This is a genomic window from Streptomyces sp. DS1-CR2, assembly GCF_055760475.1.
The window spans coordinates 8,857,894-8,876,836 of record NZ_CM147085.1; the positions used below are offsets into that span (position 1 = coordinate 8,857,894).

Annotated in this window: 14 protein-coding genes and 1 pseudogene; 7 read left to right on the plus strand and 8 right to left on the minus strand. The window is 69.1% G+C overall.

The window, feature by feature from the left end:
- Positions 1–130 precede the first annotated feature (130 nt).
- Together ACY0PA_RS41505 and ACY0PA_RS41510 are read left to right on the plus strand one after the other, a co-directional pair.
- The gene (locus ACY0PA_RS41505; RefSeq protein WP_473082499.1) at positions 131–484 is read left to right on the plus strand and encodes a VOC family protein; all 354 of its coding nucleotides are present in this window, start codon (positions 131–133) and stop codon (positions 482–484) included.
- A 699-nt stretch (positions 485–1,183) separates the two neighbouring features.
- On the plus strand, positions 1,184–1,618 hold the full coding sequence (locus tag ACY0PA_RS41510) for a VOC family protein (protein WP_473082500.1): 435 nt from the start codon (positions 1,184–1,186) through the stop codon (positions 1,616–1,618).
- Positions 1,619–2,388: 770 nt separating this feature from the next.
- On the opposite strand, the gene ACY0PA_RS41515 is transcribed toward ACY0PA_RS41510, so the two are convergent.
- From ACY0PA_RS41515 to ACY0PA_RS41530, 4 genes are all read right to left on the minus strand, one after another.
- The gene (locus ACY0PA_RS41515) at positions 2,389–5,421 is read right to left on the minus strand and encodes a 3-keto-alpha-glucoside-1,2-lyase-like domain-containing protein (protein ID WP_473082501.1); all 3,033 of its coding nucleotides are present in this window, start codon (positions 5,419–5,421) and stop codon (positions 2,389–2,391) included.
- Positions 5,422–5,608: 187 nt separating this feature from the next.
- A complete protein-coding gene (locus tag ACY0PA_RS41520) occupies positions 5,609–6,802 on the minus strand; it encodes a hypothetical protein (protein ID WP_473082502.1) in 1,194 nt (397 codons plus the stop codon).
- A gap of 663 nt (positions 6,803–7,465) precedes the next feature.
- Positions 7,466–7,933, minus strand: coding sequence for an SRPBCC family protein (locus tag ACY0PA_RS41525; RefSeq protein WP_473082503.1), 468 nt, complete (start codon positions 7,931–7,933; stop codon positions 7,466–7,468).
- Positions 7,934–8,129: 196 nt separating this feature from the next.
- Positions 8,130–8,795: an SDR family NAD(P)-dependent oxidoreductase gene (locus tag ACY0PA_RS41530; RefSeq protein ID WP_473086599.1), complete on the minus strand. Its 666-nt coding sequence runs from the start codon at positions 8,793–8,795 to the stop codon at positions 8,130–8,132.
- 550 nt (positions 8,796–9,345) lie between these two features.
- Between ACY0PA_RS41530 and ACY0PA_RS41535 the strand changes: the two are divergent.
- Positions 9,346–9,636 (plus strand): annotated as a pseudogene (locus tag ACY0PA_RS41535) (hypothetical protein); the annotation flags it as partial.
- Here ACY0PA_RS41535 and ACY0PA_RS41540 read toward each other — a convergent pair.
- Positions 9,623–10,135, minus strand: coding sequence for a DinB family protein (locus ACY0PA_RS41540; protein WP_473082504.1), 513 nt, complete (start codon positions 10,133–10,135; stop codon positions 9,623–9,625). The pseudogene ACY0PA_RS41535 and the gene ACY0PA_RS41540 overlap by 14 nt on opposite strands.
- Positions 10,136–10,205: 70 nt before the next feature.
- Between ACY0PA_RS41540 and ACY0PA_RS41545 the strand changes: the two genes are divergently transcribed.
- Positions 10,206–10,991, plus strand: coding sequence for a cyclase family protein (locus tag ACY0PA_RS41545; RefSeq protein ID WP_473082505.1), 786 nt, complete (start codon positions 10,206–10,208; stop codon positions 10,989–10,991).
- A complete protein-coding gene (locus ACY0PA_RS41550) occupies positions 10,988–12,622 on the plus strand; it encodes a thiamine pyrophosphate-binding protein (protein ID WP_473082506.1) in 1,635 nt (544 codons plus the stop codon). The genes ACY0PA_RS41545 and ACY0PA_RS41550 overlap by 4 nt, the downstream gene beginning before the upstream one ends.
- Positions 12,623–13,160: 538 nt before the next feature.
- On the opposite strand, the gene ACY0PA_RS41555 is transcribed toward ACY0PA_RS41550, so the two are convergent.
- A complete protein-coding gene (locus tag ACY0PA_RS41555) occupies positions 13,161–13,958 on the minus strand; it encodes a maleylpyruvate isomerase family mycothiol-dependent enzyme (protein ID WP_473082507.1) in 798 nt (265 codons plus the stop codon).
- A 272-nt stretch (positions 13,959–14,230) separates the two neighbouring features.
- Here ACY0PA_RS41555 and ACY0PA_RS41560 point away from each other — a divergent pair, with 272 nt between their 5' ends.
- Positions 14,231–15,127 (plus strand): LysR family transcriptional regulator, encoded by an 897-nt coding sequence (locus tag ACY0PA_RS41560; RefSeq protein WP_473082508.1) that lies wholly within the window; start codon positions 14,231–14,233, stop codon positions 15,125–15,127.
- A 69-nt stretch (positions 15,128–15,196) separates the two neighbouring features.
- Here ACY0PA_RS41560 and ACY0PA_RS41565 read toward each other — a convergent pair whose 3' ends face one another.
- Together ACY0PA_RS41565 and ACY0PA_RS41570 are read right to left on the minus strand one after the other, a co-directional pair.
- On the minus strand, positions 15,197–15,970 hold the full coding sequence (locus ACY0PA_RS41565; RefSeq protein WP_473082509.1) for an SDR family oxidoreductase: 774 nt from the start codon (positions 15,968–15,970) through the stop codon (positions 15,197–15,199).
- Positions 15,967–16,098 carry a hypothetical protein gene (locus tag ACY0PA_RS41570; RefSeq protein ID WP_473082510.1) on the minus strand — a complete coding sequence of 44 codons (132 nt, stop codon included), beginning with the start codon at positions 16,096–16,098 and terminating at the stop codon, positions 15,967–15,969. The genes ACY0PA_RS41565 and ACY0PA_RS41570 overlap by 4 nt, the downstream gene beginning before the upstream one ends.
- A 434-nt stretch (positions 16,099–16,532) precedes the next feature.
- Here ACY0PA_RS41570 and ACY0PA_RS41575 point away from each other — a divergent pair, with 434 nt between their 5' ends.
- Positions 16,533–18,374: a SpoIIE family protein phosphatase gene (locus tag ACY0PA_RS41575; RefSeq protein ID WP_473082511.1), complete on the plus strand. Its 1,842-nt coding sequence runs from the start codon at positions 16,533–16,535 to the stop codon at positions 18,372–18,374.
- Positions 18,375–18,943 lie beyond the last annotated feature (569 nt).

Here is an 18,943-nt window from a genome sequence, read left to right on the forward strand (position 1 = left end):
CGTGGATGCGGGCGGCGTGTGCCCAAGGTGAGCACCGCCGTACGGCGGAGGGCAGGGAGGGCCGCCCCGTCGCAATGGACATGGCGGCTGTGCCGCCGAGGGCACCGCCTGGCGGGGACAGGAGAAGCACATGCGCGCGAACCGCATCATCGCCAACCTCCACGTAGCCGACGTCGACACGGCGAAGGGCTTCTACGCCGACTACCTCGGGCTGCGCACCGAGGAGTTCAACATGGGGTGGGTGGCCCGGTACACGTCTCCCGAGACGGGGGCGAACATCCAGCTCGTCACGCGTGACGCCACCTCATCCGCGGACTCGGTCGTCTCCGTGCTCACGGACGACGTGGACTCCGCCTACGCGGAAGCGCAGGAGTTGGGTTTCGAGATCGTGCGTCCGCTGACGACGGAATCCTGGGGCGTGCGTCGCTTCCTGGTCCGGGCGCCGGACGGCAACGTCATCAATATCGTGAACCACCGGGACTGAATTCCTGCCCAGGGTGTGGACCGAGGCCGCCGAGCGGCGGGGGCGGCTGGTCCGGCCCTTGGCCGCTGACGCCACTGCCTGTGGCGCAGCGCAGGAGGCGGGGCCGTCGGGCGTGTCCGCCGCGGCATCGGCGCTCAGCGCACGCCAGGGGATTCCTTGGTGGAATCTGTCCCGGGACCGGTGTACGTCATAGGTCCGCCGGGGCACGGACGCACGCTGCGTGGTGCATCCGCTGGAGGTGGACAAAGAAGTGTCCGCGCGGGCGGACGAGACATAGGAGCCGGTTTCGGCCTCGTAAAGGGCCGTGTTCGGTGCTTGGTTCACTCCGCGTCGACAGGACCGTATGGGGCTCCGCGAGCAGACCCCAGCCATCTACGTACTGTGCGCCAGCGACACGGTAGACCTCGCTGATGCTCTCGCGCGTCGGATCTGGAGCACCGAGCCGGCCAACGGCACGGACGACCCTGATCGCCGTGACCGCGCGGTGCGGTTCGTCCTGCGCGGACCAGGTCGCGGCCAGCAGGTCGAGACCCATGGCTATGCCGAACTGGTCGCCGATGCGGCGCTTCGCATCGAGCATGTCGCCTGCGTGGCCGCCCGCCGCACGGTTGCGCCTCTCGAACAAGGCGATCAGTCGTCAACGTGCGTATGCCTACCGGGAGATGAGCAACGGAAGTACCCCCCTGCTATGGTGCGCCGATGTCATCGATCAAGAAGTTCCAAGTCACCTTCGACTGCGCGGATCCTGAGCGCGTCGCTCGCTTTTGGTGCGAGGTGTTGGGGTACGTCGTACCGCCGGCGCCGGAGGGGTTTGCTACTTGGGACGATTACAATCGCTCGCTGCCGCCTGAGCGTCAGGGTTCAGGGTTTGTCTGCATGGATCCCTCAGGCGTGGGCCCGCGCATGTACTTCCAGCGCGTTCCCGAAGGCAAAGTCGTCAAGAACCGGGTGCATCTCGACGTGCGGGTCGGCACCGGGCTCGTGGGTGAAGAGCGCCTCGCCGCGCTCGAGGCCGAGTGTGCACGTCTGGTCCCGCTCGGCGCGGTACGGGGGCGACTGCTGATTGCCGATGAGTACAACGAGTCGTGCCTCCAGATGCAGGACATCGAGGGCAACGAGTTCTGCCTCGACTGAGCATCCTCCGAGACGGCAAGGTGGAGACGCGTCTCCCTGTTTGCGGTGCACGGCCACACCCCAGTCGCCCGGTGCCGGGTCGTCGCTGTAGGCGAGTGGCGCCCGGTGCTGGGCAATCAGCCCTTCGGCCAACTCGGTCCACGGCGGCGTGGCGCGTGGCCCGAAGTCTTTCTGCAACTTGGTGACTTGGGAGTGTGCCTCGTTGCCATCGCGCTCCATTGGTCAGCGCGATGACCATGACCGGCTGCGTGCGTGCGCCGGGCCCTCTCCACGCGCTCGGCGAGTTCCGCTACATCTGCCACATGCCCGAGCACTTGCACGTCGCAGCTATTGCCTGCCTGCCGACACCTGCGGCGTCAACTCGCCCTTGGGCCACCGCCCGCCAGACGCAATCTTTTCGCAACACGTCATCCTCGTCGGCACCCGACAACTGTCCTACCTGGCTGGCTTCGTGTGCGAAGACACGGTGGAGACGAAGGCCGTCCGGGACCGAATTCCCCTTCGAGATGACGTCTCCATGAGTGAGATCATTTTGATGGCGGATCCTCGGTTGCCGACTCCCCCAAGCTCTCGGCTGCGCTCGAGCAGGGGGTACCCCCATCGCGTCGACGCCCTCCTCCGCCTTGCAGCTGCACGCACCGGACGCCGCGGGGCCCGCCCTCCGGGCGGACGACGGGAATGTGAAGACAGGCCCTTGCGCCGGTGAGCGGCACCCTGCCGACGGCCCGGTGAGCGAACCGTCGCCAGGGTGCGCTGCGGAAACAGCCGTGTCAGGACAGTGGCTCCACCCACACGTCCCGGAATCGCACCTTGTTCCCGTGGTCCTGGAGCCGGATCGCGCCGGCCGCCGCGGACTCCGGGTCGCCCGCGCCCGTCGGGCCGTCGACCGCCACGTTGTCATGGACCTTCTTGCCGTTCCACACCACCGTGACCCTGGCGTCGGATGTCTTCTTGCCGTCCGCGTCGAAGCGGGCCGCGCGGAACGTGATGTCGTACGTCTGCCAAGTCTCCGGCGCAGTAGACGCGTTGAGGTCGGCGGCCTTCTTCTGGTAGATCGCCCCCGCCTCGTTGTCCGCGAGCTTCGCCACGCCGAACGAGTCGAGGATCTGCACCTCGTAACGCTCCTGGAGATAGACCCCGCTGTTGCCCCGGTTCTGTCCGGTCACGTCGTCCGGCAGCTTCGGCACGCGGAACTCGACGTGCAGCTTGAAGTCCTGGAAGTGCTGCTTCGTGCGCAGGTCGCCGCAGCAGACCTCCATGGACTTGTCGGCGGTGTGCGGCCATTCGGCGCTGCGGCCGTCGGAGTGCTGCCAGGCGGTGGAGATGCTCCCGCCGGAGAACAGGTCGATCCGGGCGCCGGGCCGGCGCACGTCGAGCGCGTCGAGATTCACATGACCGGTGTCACCGGCCCCGACGGCGTACGTGATCGTGTTGCGGCCCTTGCGCAGTTCGAGCCGCTCGGTCTTGGTGGACCAGCGGTTCCACTCGCCCGTGGACGGCAGGCTCGTCTGCTTCGGTTCGCCGCCGTTGACAGTGACGCTGATCGTCTTGGTGCCCGGTGCGGGGTGCGGGCCGTTCGCGTACCGCAGGCCCACGTCGTACATGCCCTTCTTGTCGACCGCGACGTCGAAGCTCGCCTTCGCCCCCTGCTCGCCGAAGCCGTCGACGAAGCCTCCGCCGGTGTAGCCGGCGTGCTCGGTGTCGATGCCGGCACTGCCGGAGAGCTTCGCGGACTCGGCGTCGTAGGTCGTGACCGGCTCCTCGGGACCTGGCTTGGCGTTGAGCGTGTACCAAGCCTCGGTCGACCACAGCTGCTCGCCCTCGGACGACGAGAACGGGCGGGGTGAGCGCACGTGCACCACGCGGTCCGGCTTCAGGCCCGGGATGGTGAGCCGGACCTTGCGGCGGTCGTCGGAGAGCTTCGCCGACGCGACCGGCAGCGACTCCTCGTCGACCTTCGGTCCGCCGTACGCGGGTGTCGGCACATAGCGCCACTGCTCGACGGAGTACGCCCCCTTGGTCAGCTTGGTCGCGGTCTCCTCGGACAGGGGCTTGGTGTAGGTGAGTTCGAAGCCGTCACGGGTGGCGCGCATCGTCTTGATGTCGAAGGCGGTCTTCCCGGTTGGCGTCAGCTTCTGCAGCCCGAAGCGGAGCTTGCCCTCCTGGCCCCAGTTGCCGTCGGCGCCGAGCCCGCCGGTGTAGATCGCGCCGTCGGGCCCGGTGCTGATCCGGCTGATGCCGGACTCGAGGCCCTGCGTGTGCCGGAACACCGCACCCTGGTACTCGCCGGCGACCTTCTCCAGGTCGGCCCGCTGGAGTCCTCCGTAGGTGACGTCGCCGAAGACCATCTGCCCGGCGAACGGCCCCTTCTTCAACTGCATCGGCGTACTGGGTGAGTTGGCGATCTCGTTCTGCGGCAGCCAGAGCGCCGGCTTGTTGACGGGCTGGTCGTCGAAGGGGCCGTCCGGGTTCATGTAGTGGTTGAAGAACCGGTCCTGCTTGATGTGCACCAGCTTGGACGCGGGCAGCCAGCCGCCCTGGTTGTCCGCGACGAACAGGTCATCGCCCGGGCCGCGCCCGATCCCGTTCGGCGTGCGCAGACCGCCGGCGAGGTAACTGACCTTGCCTGTCGCCTTGTTGACCTTGATGGTCGTACCGCGGTTCGGCGCGGGCTGCGGATCCGTACTCGCTCCGCCGTAGTTGATCGCGACCGAAAGACTCAGATAGAAGTCGCCCTGGTCGTAGAGCAGCCCGAAGGCGAACTCGTGGAAGTTCCCGCCGTACGGCCACTCGGCGATCTTCCGCTTCTCGTCGACGACGTCGTCGCCGTCGGTGTCGTTCAGCTCGGTCAGCTGATGCTTCTCGGAGACGTACAGTTTCCCGTCCACGTACTTGATCCCCATCGGCTCCTTGAGCCCGTCGGCGATCTTCTTGTACGTGACCTTGTCGGGCCCGGTGTCCCCGGTGACGTGGTCGAGGAGGTACACCTCGCCCTTCGTCTCGGTGCTGCCGCCCCAGGTGGTGATCGCAAGACGGTCGTCGGGCAGCCAGTCCATCGCGGAGACCTGCGGCTCGAAGCCCTTGGGCCGCAGATCGGTCAGTTTGTACCCCGGGTTGACCTCGGTCAGCGGCAGACCGTCTCCGGGGGTGTCGTACGTCCCCTCGCACTCCTTGCGACCGGGCGCCGTCACTCGTACGACATCGGCGTCCGTGCTCAGCACGGAGTTCGGCACCGTGGTGAACTCATCTGCTCCCGGCGGCTTCCACTGCAGAGTGACCTGCTGGCCGCCACCCGCGTCGAAGTGGTCGATGCGCAGCGACTGGTAACCGGCGTTCAGCGTGATCTCGCCGTCCTTGGGCTCGGCTCCGTGCAACCCGTCGTGATCGATGACCTGCTGTTCGCCGAGGAAGAGCCGCGAACCGTCGTCGCTGATCAGCCGGAAGCCGTACGAGCCGGCCTCCGGAACATTCAGATTGCCGATGATCTGCGACACGAAGTTGTTCTCGAACCCGAACCCGTCGGTGGAGGTCCAGTCGGCGGTGGGGATCAGCTTGTCGACGTTCGGGGTCTGCGCGGGCTTGAGGTCGCAGAGTTTGGTCAGCGGTGACTGGACGTCGAAGACGCGCAGGGTCACCCCCGGTTCCTGCGGGGGCAGATCCGCGAACGGCCGCGGACCGTCATCGGCCGCGCCCGGCGTCGGGGCGGCCAGGCCGGCACCGAGGAGAGCGGTGAGCAGCAGCCCGGTGGCTCCTCGGGCGCCGCGACGTCTGGAGCGTGATATGTGCACGGGGCGTGGCGTCACTCTTCCTCCTGCGTGGTTCCGCTGTGGGTAACGCAGACTTCTGGGGCCGAGCGACGCTCAGCGTAGGGACGGGGTCGCGGAGCGTCCACACTTTGTCCACAGAAAAGAAAAACTGAAGGTGAGTGAAGGCGTGCATCCTCAGTGAAAGAAGCCCGAAACACCGGTGGGCACCGGGTGGTTGGCGAAGTCAGCTGCCGCGCTTGAGGCGTACCACGACGGGGGCCCCGAAGGGGTCGCCGGACTGGTTGACCTGGACGTGCCCGGCACCCAGCCATTCGTCGGTGCCCGGCACCCGGTGGATCTCCTCAAGCCAAAGGGACTGGTTCGAACCCTTGCGGGCGCCGCTGGACAGGGGGAGGCGGTGGCGCTTGATCTTCACGCATGTGTCCTCGCCGGCCAGGTACCAATTGCCGTCGAGGAACAGACCCTTGTCGTCCTGAGCGACCGGTCTCCGCAGAGCACAACCGCCCGGCGCGGGCTCCTGCTCCACCCACTTCGAGCCGTCCCGGCGCAGCCGGAGGAACTGGTCTGCGGGCTCGTTGTCGACCTCGCCGTGATTGAAGGTGTTCATGCCGTACGCGCGAACATCACCGCTGTCGAGCGCGAAGACCTGGTCGAGGCCGGCGCCTGGCTCCGGCGGAACGGGGTCCTCGAAGTGGGCCTGTGGGGTGTCGACCGATTTCCAGGACGTACCGTCCCAGTGCATCGAGGCGGGCTGGCTGTAGACCTGGCCGGAGCCCAGTTCGGTGCCCGGTCCGGTCGATCGGCTGCCGACCGCCCAGACATCGTCCGGTCCGACCACTGCGAGGTCGGAGGTTCCGTAGGGCAGGCGGGTCGTGGTCCAGCGGGTGCCGTCCCAGTGCTGCGCGGTCTGCTTGGCCGCGTCGAGGGTCCAGATGTCGTCCGGGCCCGTGGCCTCGAAGTCAGCGGCGCTGCCTGGCGGGGGGCTCGGCACCGCGGACCAGCGGATGCCGTCCCACTGTGCCCAGCGGTTCACGGCGGTGGCGTCTTCGTCGGTCTGCGGCCGCAGCCACAGTGTTTTCTCACCGACCTCTTCGAGGAAGGGCGGGTAGTTGCCGGCGCTGAGCGCTTCGGGCAGGGGCTCGCGCTTCCACTGCGTACCGTCGTAGTGCAGCAGATGGGCGTTGGACTCGCCGTTGTTCTCGGTCGCGACCGCCCAGACGTCGTCCTCGGCCAGGGCGGCGACATCGGTGAGCTTTCCGCTGAAGTCCGCGATGTGCTCGAACTCCCAGGTGAGGGAGCCTGCTGACGCCTTCGGCGAGGCGTCGTTGCCACGGGAGCCCTGCGTGCTGCCGGAGCTCGAGGCACCGGAATCGGTCGGCTGGGAGCCCGTGCCGCATCCCGCAGCCGTGAGCAGCATGCCCAGCACGGTGACGCACACCCCGCACCTGTGCCTGATTCCTGCCGCTCTGCGCATGATCGCACCCCTCCTCGCTCCTCCCCGGAGCGATGTCTCAGCGATTCCTCAGCCATTCGTCAGCGATTCTTGAGCGAGCGGGCAGCGTACCCGGCCGGTGCCCACGCGTCCGGCGCCCGTACCTGAGGACGGCTTCCTCCGCGTGCAGCGCTCGGCGGCTGCCCTGAACCAGGGCCCGCCGCAGCCGGTCGCTGGGCGTGAGTCCGCGAAGGACGAGCGGGGCCGATGCCCGCTGGGCCGGGAGGATGCGGGCGAATTCCCGGCAGACACCCAGCGATCGGTACTCGTGTCGTAGATGGCCATGGCTGGGATGCACCTTCCAGGACGACGAGGTATTCGAGTACCTCATCGTGTACATCGAGGACGACGAAATCCGTCCCGTCGTCTCGCGCACCTACCGCACCTACCCCCTTGGCCCAAATCGCCCAGGCACAGCAGGACTTATTGTCCAAGAAGTATCCCGGCAAGCTCGTCCTCATCGCGCCTCCCGTCGCCGCCCCGTAGCCCGGCCATCCCGGCTAGGCGGCGGCAGCACACATCAGAGCGGCGACGTTGCAAGCCCTTTCCTCCCACGGCGCCGTGCAGGGTGGACCGTGCCTGCCCGCGTCAGCGAGCTGCTTCGACGTACGACGCCAGGTTGGCCAGCGATGAGGCGATGCCGCTCTCGTGGGCTGCTTGGTCGATGCCGGGTGGCACATCCGTGGCGGTGACGGTCACCGCGGTCCCGTCACTGGTGGCAGCGAAGTGCCAGGTCATCGTCATGATGCCCGCGTACGACGGGTCGTCCGACTCGAACACCGCCTGCTGCACCACGCGTTCCGTCGGCACCAGGTCGGTGAACCCGACATCGACGACATCCGTCGCATCCGAGGTCTTGCCGGGGCTGCTGGCGGGGTCGAGGTAGGTGAGCACCATCCGGAACCCGCCACCAGGCCTGGGGTCCCACCGCTCCACCCGCCCGCGCATGCCGTCCGGCGGCAGCCAGGCCTCGAGGGACTCCCGGTCGAGGAGGGCGGCGTAGACGGTGCCCGGTGGTGCCGCGATGACGCGGCTGACGCGGTCGGTTCTGCCCATGGCGCGAGTCTAGAACCGAAGAGGGTTCCGCCAAGCCCATCCTCGTCGAAGCAAAGGCCTGGCGCTCAGTGGTGGATGCCGGGGACGGGGAGGCCGGCGAAGAGCCGGTGCAGGCCGCGACGTCCGGGAGCAGAGCGGCTGCCGGGACGGCGCGGGCCAGGACACGGAGGGGCGAGTTCGTGGGCGTGCGGGCTGGTCACTCGGGCAGGGGTTCGGCGTAATGCCGGAACCCGGTCCGCTCGGCGTGGAGGGCGTACAGGCGCTCGGCCAGGACGTCGGGGCTGCTGTGTTCTGCTTCGGGGTGGATCGCGCCGGGGATGATCAGCTGGGCCGTGTGGATGTTCTCCGGTGCGAGCACGTCGTGCAGCATGCGCGCGTAGGCGCTCTCTGCCGCGAACGCGATCGAGGTGCCGGCCCGCTCCGGGTGCGGGCGCACGGCGCTGCCGCCGTTGACGAACAGCAGGGTGCCGCGGCCCAGGGCCCGCATGCCGGGCAGGACCGCGTCGACACAGGTGACCGGTCCCTTGACGGAAAAGGCCAGCGGGGCGTCGAGGTCCGATGCACGGGTGTCGAGGACCGGCTTCATGAAGTCGGCGCGGGGCACCGGGCTGTACTGGAGGATCTCGATCGGCCCGAGAGTCTCGGCGGCGGCCTCAAGAGCCGTGGTGAGGGAGTCGGGGTCGAGGACGTCGGCGGCGAAACCGCGGGCGGGAACGCCGTCACGGCTCAGTTCGGCCGTCAGAGCGTCCAGGTGCTCGACGTTGCGGGAGATGAGCGCGACGCTGTGGCTTGCCGTTCCGAAGCGGCGGGCGGTGGCCAGTCCCAGGCCGGGGCCGGCTCCGACGAGAGCGAATGTGGTCACGGTGAGTCCTTCGCGGGGCGTTTCGGGGCCGGGCCGCAGGCGTCCGGCCAGGGTGTGTGTGGGGGCAGGGCGTGAGGAGGCCTTGGTGGCGCGGCGCACGTCCACGGCCTGGTAGCCCTCGGCGACCTGGTCCAGGGGCAGGGTGGGGTCGAAGACCTCGCCCGGGTTGATGCGGCCGGTCAGGACCTGGTCGATGAGGTGGGGCAGGTAGTAGCGGCGTACGGGGCGGGGCCGCCGCGCACAAGTGACGGCCGTGCGGATGATGACATCGGTCGGCCGGAGGATCTTCGGGTCGCCGAGGGTCTCGAAACGTACATCGCCGGGGGAGGGGAACACTGCTCCGCGCATGAGGCTTTCCTTACGTGTCGGGGCGGCCGACAAGGGGGAGCTACCGGCCGATCACCGACGACTGCAGTTACGTCCTGGGAGCACAAAGACGTCGCCTGCGTTCCCGGGGCCGGTCCTCCTTTCCGTGGCTTGGGCGCTGCCGGGCCGGGAGGGCCATGGCATCCAGGTAACCGGCTTTCCGCGCGGGCAGCGAGTCACCAGCATGGGGTGTACCGGCCAAGCATCCTCCCGAGGCGAGTGGGCAAGGCGGCCCGCCGGTTGCCGTCGCCGAGTCCCGGGCCTGCACTGGAGCGAGGTCGCTGCGCTGACCGTCATCAGCGTTGAGTACTACGCCAAATTGGAACAGGACAGTCTCGCCGGAGTTGCCCGGCCGTCCTCGAAACCGTGGCCCGGGCGCTCCAGCTCGACGACGCGGAGCGCTCCCATCTGCTGCCCCGTGCGAGCCCCCGACGGCTCCGACGCGCTCACCCGGCCGCGCGCTAAACGCCGGTGGTGCCGTCGATGCGTTCCCGAAGCAGGTCGGCGTGGCCGTTGTGGCGGGCGTACTCCTCGATCATGTGGACGTAGATCCAGCGGAGGCTGACGTCCTGCTCCATGAAGCAACCAGTGTCGGTCAGGGCACTGTCGGCGCAGAGTTCGCGGGCCCGGGCAATCTCCGTGTGCCAGGTGGCGAGGGCACTACCCAGGGTTGCACCCTCAGCCAGTGTGAAGCCACCGTCGGGGGCGGACGGGTCGGCCTGCGGATCGTAGACGGGCGGGGCCGCTTCCCCGGCGAACACTCGGCGGAACCAGTTCCGTTCCACCTCCGCCATGTGCTGGACGAGGCCGGTCAATGTGAAGCCGGACGGTGGCACAGACGCGACAGCAGCCTGCTCATCGTCCAGGCCCTCACACTTCATTGCGAGTGTGGCGCGGTGAAAGTCAAGCCAGCTTTCCAGCGTGATGCGCTCGTCGGCGTTCAGGGGCGGCATAGGGCGTTCGATGGCGTTCATCGGTCGATTATCACGCCTGTGCGAGCACTATGATCCTCGGCGGATCAGCCCCCATCCGCAGGAGGCCAGCATGTCCCACCCCTCCGTCCTCGCCGCGCTGACGTCCGCCTTGCGCAGTGGCACGATCGAAGTCGTCGACCTCACGGCGCCGTTGTCGTCGTCCACACCTGTGCTCCAACTGCCCGCCCAGTTCGGCCAGACCGCGGTCTTCGAACTCGAGGAGATCAGCCGCTACGACGACCGGGGACCCGCCTGGTACTGGAACAACTTCCGCAGCGGCGAGCACACCGGCACCCACTTCGACGCCCCCAACCACTGGATCACCGGGCAGGGCCTCGCCGACGTGGCATCCGTGCCCGCACAGCAACTGATTGCCCCGGCAGCAGTGTTGGACTTCTCCGACGAGGCGGCCGCGAACCCGGACTTCCTGGTCGAGGTCGAGCACATCAAGGCGTGGGAAGCACAACACGGGTCGCTGCCCGACGGGGGCTGGCTGCTGCTGCGCACAGGATGGGACGACCGCTCGCATGCTCAGCAGGAGTTCCTCAACGCTGATGAGAACGGCCCGCACACCCCAGGGCTTTCGGCGGAGTGCGCTCGCTGGGTCGCCGAAGAGGCGCCCGTGATCGGTCTCGGGGTCGAGACGGTGGGCACCGACGCCGGCCAGGCACCGGGCTTCGATCCGGCCTTCCCGTGCCATTCCTTCCTGATGGGCAGCGGCAAGTACGGCCTGACCCAGCTGCAGAACCTCGCCGCGCTGCCGCCGACCGGCGCCGTTGTCCTGGCCGGACCGCTGCCCATCGTCACCGGATCCGGCGCGCCCGCCCGCGTGCTCGCACTGGTGGAGCACACGTGAAGGTCGCAGAAGCGGTCGGCCGGGCCCTGGCCGCGGCCGGCGTCGACCACGTCTTCGGTGTGGTCGGTTCGGGGAACTTTCATCTGACCAACGCCTTGGTCGCGGCCGGCTCCCGGTACGTCGCGGCCCGCCATGAAGGCGGGGCGGCCACCATGGCCGACGCCTATGCCCGTATGAGCGGCAAGGTGGCGGCGCTGTCGGTGCATCAGGGGTGCGGGCTGACCAATGCCCTCACGGGCATCGGCGAGGCGGCCAAGAGCCGCACTCCGCTGCTCGTTCTGGCGGCGGAGACCACCGAGACCACCTCGAACTTCTACGTCGACCAGGACGCGCTGGCCCACGCGGTGGGTGCCGTCAGCGCGCGTGTGACCTCGGCCGAGGACGCGGTCGACCAGGCATGCGCCGCCGTGCGGCGCGCCCTGCACGAGCGTCGTACCGTACTGCTCAATCTGCCGCTGGAGATCCAGGCCCTGGATGTTCCCGAGGACACATCGATCACGCCACCCCCCGAACGGACCCCGGTCGAGCCGGAGTCGGACGCCGTCGCCCAGCTGGTGCAGACCCTCGAACGCGCGCAGCGCCCGGTCTTCGTCGCCGGCCGGGGAGCGCGGACGCCGAACGGCCGCGACGCCCTGGCCGCGCTCGCCGAGCAGCACGGCGCGCTCCTGGCCACCTCTGCCGTCGCCCGCGGGCTGTTCCACGACAACCCGTGGTCGCTCGACGTGTCCGGTGGATTCTCCTCGCCCCTGACCGCGGAACTCGTCAAGGGTGCCGATGTGATCGTGGGCTGGGGCTGCGCACTGAACATGTGGACGATGCGGCACGGCCGGCTGATCGGCCCGGAGGCCACCGTCGTTCAGGTCGACGACGACCCGTCCGCCCTCGGCCGGCACCGCACCGTCCACCTCGGCATCATCGGCGACGTCGAACGCACGGCACGGCGCGCCCTCGAAGCGAGCGGAGGGCGACGAACCGGCTACCGCACCCCCACCATCAGAGAGTCCATTGCCGCACGCGTGCGCTGGCGCGACGTGTCCTACGAGGACGAGAGCAGCCATGAGCGCATCGACCCGCGCACCCTGAGCATCGCGCTGGACGACCTGCTGCCCGCCGAGCGCGTGATCGGCGTGGACTCCGGGAACTTCATGGGCTACCCCTCGATGTTCCTGTCGGTGCCCGACCACAACAGCCTGTGCTTCACCCAGGCCTTCCAGTCCATCGGCCTGGGCCTTTCGACGGCGATCGGCGCGGCGCTGGCCCGGCCCGACCGGCTGCCCGTCGCCGCCCTGGGCGACGGCGGCGCGCTGATGAGTGCCGTCGAACTGGACACCGTCCGCCGCCTGGGACTGCCGATGGTGGTCGTCGTCTACAACGACGACGCGTATGGGGCAGAGGTCCATCACTTCGCCCCCGGCCAATTCCCCCTGGACACGGTCGAGTTCCCGTCCACCGACATCGCCGCCATCGCCCGGGGCTACGGCTTCGAAGCGGTCACCGTCCGCACCCGCGCCGACCTCGAACCCGTCCGGGACTGGGTCACCGGGCCCCGCTCCACACCCCTGCTCATCGATGCCAAGGTCACCTCCGAGCACGGGGCCTGGTGGCTGGAGGAGGCCTTCCACGGCCACTGAGAGACGGCGATGAACGTGGCCGAGGAGAGGGCAGTTCGCCGTACACGCCGGCAGTCCCAAGGGCCGTCAACTGGCTTCCCGGCCGCGTGCGGCACTCACGTTCCCCTGGCCGCTTCAAGGCCGCCAGGTGCGGGTGAGGGGCACGGTCGAGAGAGCGTCTGCCGAGAGCAGAGCGCGGCCGATCTGTTGGCGCGTGCACCCTCCGCACTCCCGGCGGGTTGGAGTCGGTGGTCGGTGCCGACAGCCTGCTGGATGCCACGGTCGAGCGCATCATGAACGAGACCGGCCTCGCACACCTATCCGCCCTGGACAGATAGCTGCAAGGGACTCGGCGAACACGGCCAGGGCGCCGACCTCGACCCGGAACCCGGGTGACCGGCACACCACCTGGACCAGCGAGCCGGGCCGGCCCGAGGCATCCAGGCGAACCTGGCCGGAGATCGCGATCAGCGGCCAGCCAGCGACGGCGGCGTCGCTGTAGCCGTTGATGCGGGCATGGCCTCGGGGTGCACGAGGCGGAGCATCGTCACGTCACGTTCTACTCCTCCGGCTCCCAGGCCTGGAGCAGGTCGAAGAGACGGCGGTCGCCCTCGAGCCTCAGGGAGTCCACCGGAATACGGCCGTACAGGGCCAGGACCAGCTCACCGGCCGTGCCCCGGAAGGAGGCGTCGGCCGTGTCCGGGCCCTCGCCAGGAGCGGTGGCGGGACTTGCGCCGGGCGCGGGGAGGCGGGCGGTCCGTGCGCCGTCGGCGGAGAGCGAGAGGCACCAGGAGCGGCCCTCGGTGGCGTGGAAGTCGACGGCAGCGGGCTTGTGCGGCCAGGCACTTGTCGTTGCGACGCAGGTGGACAGGAACTCGCCGACACCGTCGAGTGCCGCCTCGTCCGGCAGCGGCTGCGGGGCGCCCACGGTGATCTGGGCGTCGTAGGTGTGCACCGCCATCTGCTGGAGCTGGTGCCGAGCTACGGCACCGGAGGTCTGCGGCGACTGCGACGTCCCCCACCACGTCCAGCAACCGCGATCCGGGCCGGCCTTCCGCAGTGCGTCCAGCAGTTGCTCCGTGGACTCCGCCAACCAGGCCAGCAGGGCCTCGCGCTCCCGAGGCGCAGCCGGGGCGCCCTCCGCTGCGGACTTGGCCGGAGCAGGCCCTGCGGCGACGGTGGCGGCCCAGGCGCGGCGCCCCTCGCCGATGTGCTGCGCCAGATCGAACAGCGTCCACTCGGGGCAGGTCGGCACCTGTACGTCGAGGCTGGGCGCGGAGGCGACCGCGGCGCGGAAGGCGGTCGACCGTTCGTCGATCAGTCGCAGCAGAACGGGGAACTCGAGTGTCGTTGTCACCCTGAATCTCTATCACTGCGTTCCGACAATCGGACAGCGATTTTTGACAGCCGACGCGACGGGCGCGCAGCACGGGCCGCGCGCCCTCGGACGACGCAGGTGTCCTCATGCCGCCTGCTGGTTGTCGGCACCTGCTACGAAGAGCGGATACCAAGAGCGGATCGGCTCCGGCCGTGTCTACGGGAATCCCCGCGGGCGGAACGGAGTTACTTGCTGCTGCAACGATGACGACGGGTGGGCCCCGGTCCGCCGCAGCGAGGGAACGGGAGCCGATGAGCCTTCGTCAGTTCGAGTACGCCCTGGCCATTGCCGAGGAGGGGTCGGTGACGGCGGCCGCGGAGCGGCTGCGCGTCGCTCAACCGTCGGTGTCCCAGCAGATCCGCGGCCTGGAGCGGGAGCTCGGCGTGGAACTGTTCGCCCGCACGCCGACCGGACTGGTGCCCACCGTGGTCGGCCGCGCGTTCCTGCGGGAGGCGGAGGCCGCGGTGAGCGCGGCGCGGCGGGCGAGGGCTACGGCGCGGGCCGGCGCCGATGAGCTGGTCGGCGAGCTGGTGGTGGCGGTGCAAATGGGCTTCGGCACACGCCAGTTGCCGGGTGCACTGGGCGCGCTGCGTCGCCGCTTCCCGCGGCTGGAGGTCACCGTCTTCGAGGAGCCGAGCTCCGCCGAGTTGGAGCGGCTGGGGCGACGGGGCGTGCTGGACCTGGCCCTGATGGCGGCGTGCGAGCAGAGCCCCGCCGACGCCCACCACCTCGGCGACGAGGAGTTCGTCGTGGCCCTTGCCGCCGGGCACCGGCAACTCGCTGCGGACCGGGTCGAGCTGCGTGAACTGGGGAGGGAGCCGTGGGTGAGGTTCGACCGCGACAGCGCGCTCGACGGCGTGCTGCTGAACGTACTGCGGGACAACGATCTGGCTCCGACCACAGCCGCCCGCGTGTCCCAGACGGCGACGGCCGTGCGCTGGGCAGCCCACGGCCTTGGGGTGACGCTGGTCCCGGCCTCCGCGGTGCCTCGCGGTTACGAGCACCTCGTGCGCCCGGTTTTCCCGGTCGTGTCCCAGCCCGTCATCGCTGTGGTCAGGCCCGGCGCGGGTCCGGCGGAGACGGCCCTGCTCGAACTCCTGCGTCATGAGACCTGGTCCGAGTCCGCTTCCTTCTCACCCGCGTCCTGACGGCCGAGAAGGAAGCGGGCGCCGCTGAATTCCTTTTGTCGAAACTGGCGTTCCGGAATGATGTCGGCGTCAGCCCCTGGGGAATTCGCCGCCGTCCACGACGAGACTGCTCCCGGTCAGCCAGCTCGCCCGGCCGGACGCGAGGAACAGCACCGCCTGGGCGATGTCGTCGGGCCGGCCATCGCGCCCCAGCGGCGCGGTGGTGGCGTCGTTCTGGCCCGGCGCCAGATCCAGGCGCGCCCACTGCTCCCGCGTCTCTTCGCCACCGGGAGTGGCGACTCTGCCGGGAGACACAGAGTTGACCCGGACTCCGAACGGGGCCTGTTCCAGGGCCAGCCCCCGGCTGTAGTTCTCCAGCGCCGCCTTCGCCGCCGTGTAGTGCAGGAAGGGTCCTACGGGGGTGAGGACCGCGGCGGATGAGATGTGCACGATCACCCCTGAACGCCGTTCCCGCATCCCCGGGAGCAGCAGCGCGTCCAGCCGCACCGACGCCAGGAAGTTCAAGTCCAGGGCGTCCTGCCACTCCTCGTCGGGGATCGCCGAACTACCCTCGTGCGGTCGCGCCCCACCCGCGTTGTGGACCAGAACGTCCACCCCGCCGAGCACCTCCTGTGCGGCCGTGGCGAGCGTCTGTGCTCCAGCCAGTGTCCGCACGTCGGCCTCCACGAAGGTGGCCCCTTCCGGCACTGTGCTTGTCGCCGACCTGGCAGTCGTGAGCACATCGGCACCCGCGTCCAGGAGTTGGCGCACGACAGCCGCTCCGATCCCGCGAGAACCACCCGTGACCAGGGCCCGCTTTCCCGCGAGTTCTCGCATTCCCGATCCGTGCTCGATCGTGGTCATGCCACCGGTCCTCTCAATTCGCGTGTTGGTCCGCTCGACGGAAATGGATCGACATGCGCAGAGCGTAATTCCTCGGAGAAATCGAGAAATCGAGAAATCGCGGTGAGCACCTCGTCGAGCTGTTTCACGGTACGTACGGAAATTGGTAAGAGGCAAAGACGAAATGGCAGCACGCGCTATAGGGAATCCCTATGGCGCCTCGGACGGCTGACGCGGTGAGGACGTCGGTGGGCAGGACCAGTGCGGTGACGCTGTCGTGCGAGCCGGTTTCGGATCGGAGGGGGCTACGGATGTAGGCGGAGAGGACATCGATGAGGTGGGCCGTCCCGGTGGGCAGCAGCGGAGGGCGATGTCCCCAGCGCCTCGCCCTCCCGGCGTCTTGGATCGCATTCCAGGGGCCGACTCACCTCAGTCGCGGCTGAACCTCAGCAACGTCGTCAAAGCGGTGTCTGTCGATGTCCGTCCCGCCGGTCCGCATCCGTTGGCGCGTTCGATCCGGATAGGGAGGTCGAAGGGCGCCGGGGCGTGAGTGAGCAGGCGAGGTAGGGCGGATCGACGGAACATGGAAGGAGCGGGAAAGGCAGAGTGCGCCGAGCAGACGGGAGTGCCGCAGGTGGGTGGCGGGCGCGAGCACGGCGATTCCGAGGAGTACGACGCCGAGGTGCGCCAGCTCGCGACTCTCAACCGTTTGGCGGGGCCGACCGCCGCCGGACCCGGCGAGGCGTCCGAACGCACGCGCCACCGCGGAGCCGAACTGCTCGTGACGGGGCACGCCCTGGCGCGGGCCGCATCGCTCGGGGAGGCGCTCACCTTGATCTCCCAGCTGGCCGACACCACCCTCCCGTTGTGCGGTCAGGCGGTGTTCCGGTCCGACCGCGAAGTCCTGAAGTGTGTGGGCCAGGTCGGCTTCCGCGAAGGCGAGGTCGACGCGCTTCGACTGCCTCTCGGCACGATTCATCCGGCCGCGCAGGTGGCCCGGACCGGGCGCCCTGTCTTCCTGGCCTCCCCGCAGGAGTACCGCGACCGCTTCCCGTCCGCCTGGCAACTCGAAGGACAGAAGGGGTACGAGGCCTGGGCCTTCCTGCCCCTGACGACGTACAGCCAGCTCACCAGCGTATGGATGACGGCCTTCGACGCCCCGGTATCGATGACCGGCGGTCTGGGCACGTTCCTGTTGACCGTGGCCCGCTTGCTCGGCCAGAGCATCGAGCAGTCGTACGACGGCCAGGCGGACCGCGCACTCTCCCAGGGCCTGCGCAGCAGCATGAGCCGGATCGACCCCGGTGTCGACGGCCTCACCGTCGCCGGCCGGTACGTGCCCACCGGCGGGGGTCTCATGGTCGGCGGTGACTGGTTCGACAGCATCCTCCTGCCCAGCGGGCGTCTCGGTGTGGTGATCGGCGATGTCGAGGGCCACGATGTGCAGGCCGCCGGGCTGATGTCGCAACTGCGCACCGCCATCCACGCCTACGCCGCCGAGGGCCACGGCCCTGACGCAGTCCTGGTGCGCGCGTCCCGCTTCCTGACGTCACTGGGCGAAGGCCGCTTCGCCACCTGTATCTACCTGGAGGCCGATCCCGCCACCGGCATCCTGCGCATCGCCCGGGCCGGGCACCCGCATCCCGTGCTGCGTCTGCCGGACGGAACCTGTCTGCTCAAACACGTGCGGGGTGGCCTGCCCCTCGGGCTCAACCTGAGGGAGGACGACTACCCCGTCAGCGTCGTCTCCCTGCGCGAGAACGAGATCCTCATGCTCTGCACCGACGGCCTGATCGAGTCCGGCGGACACGACATGTACTCCGGTTGGCTCCGTGTGCGCAATGCGCTGACTCCGGGCGGTCCTGAAGACCTCGACGGTCTGGCGGACCGGCTTCTGAACGCGGTCGTGGCCCCGTCCCTCTCACATGCGGGCGACCAACCCGGCGCCTCCTTCACGGAGGACGACATCGCGCTGCTGCTCCTGCGCCGAGACCCCTCGGATGTGCATGCGAACCGGGCCGGGCGGCACCTGCGCTTCACCCTCGAACAGGATCAGGCCCAGGGACTCGCCGACGCTCGGATCGAATTCCAGGGCCTGCTCCACGACTGGGCGCGGCCGGAGCAGGTCGACACGGTCCTCCTGCTCGTCTCCGAACTCCTCGGGAACGTACTGATCCACACCGATCATGCCGCTGTCCTTCGGGCCGAGATCGGCGGCGCTGCCCAAGGCCGGCGACGACTGCGCGTGGAGGTCACCGACCGCAGCGACGAGGTCCCGCACCGGCGTGCCCCCGGCGAACTCTCCTCCTCCGGACGAGGCCTCGTCCTCCTCGACCTGCTGGCCCACCGGTGGAACATCCGCCCCGAACCGGAGGGGAAGACGGTCTGGTTCGAACTCGACGAGGAGGGCCCGGAAGAACCCTGACCCGCGGCCGGCCGAGCGTCTCCGCTGTTCTCTCCGTCGCGCCCGCCAGCCGATTCCGGAGCCGTGCCCTCTTCGCCCGAATGGAGCCTTGGTGAGGCGCTGCCGATGCTGACCGTGAAGGCGCCCGCGGCGAGCCACGCGCCGCGTTGTAGTCCGTCACGCCGCCCGTTGCGTGATGCGTGCGCGGCGCAGGACGGACTGTACGAACGCCGCTTGGAATCGGGCCGAGTTCGCCAGGATGGTGGACGAGCTGCAGGCCGTGGAGGTGCGGCGGCCGCGGAGGACGGGGCGGCATCTGGTTCTTCCAGGCCTGTCACAAGGGGCCCTGTGCTTCCGCCTGTTGGCCGGTGAGTGAGGCGAGGGCGGGGGCTTTCGTGCAGGGTGGTGCGGCTATGCGATGGGTGTGATCAACAGTGTGGCCGCAGGTACCGCGCGTGTCAGCTGCTTGTGCACTCTTGTCGTTCCTGAGACGGCGTTCAGGCCTCGGTGACCCGGCCGGGGTGCCGTTCGATGCTGGTCGTTGGGCAACAGGCTGAGAGTCAGGGGGGCGATGGCCGTGACTGGATTCT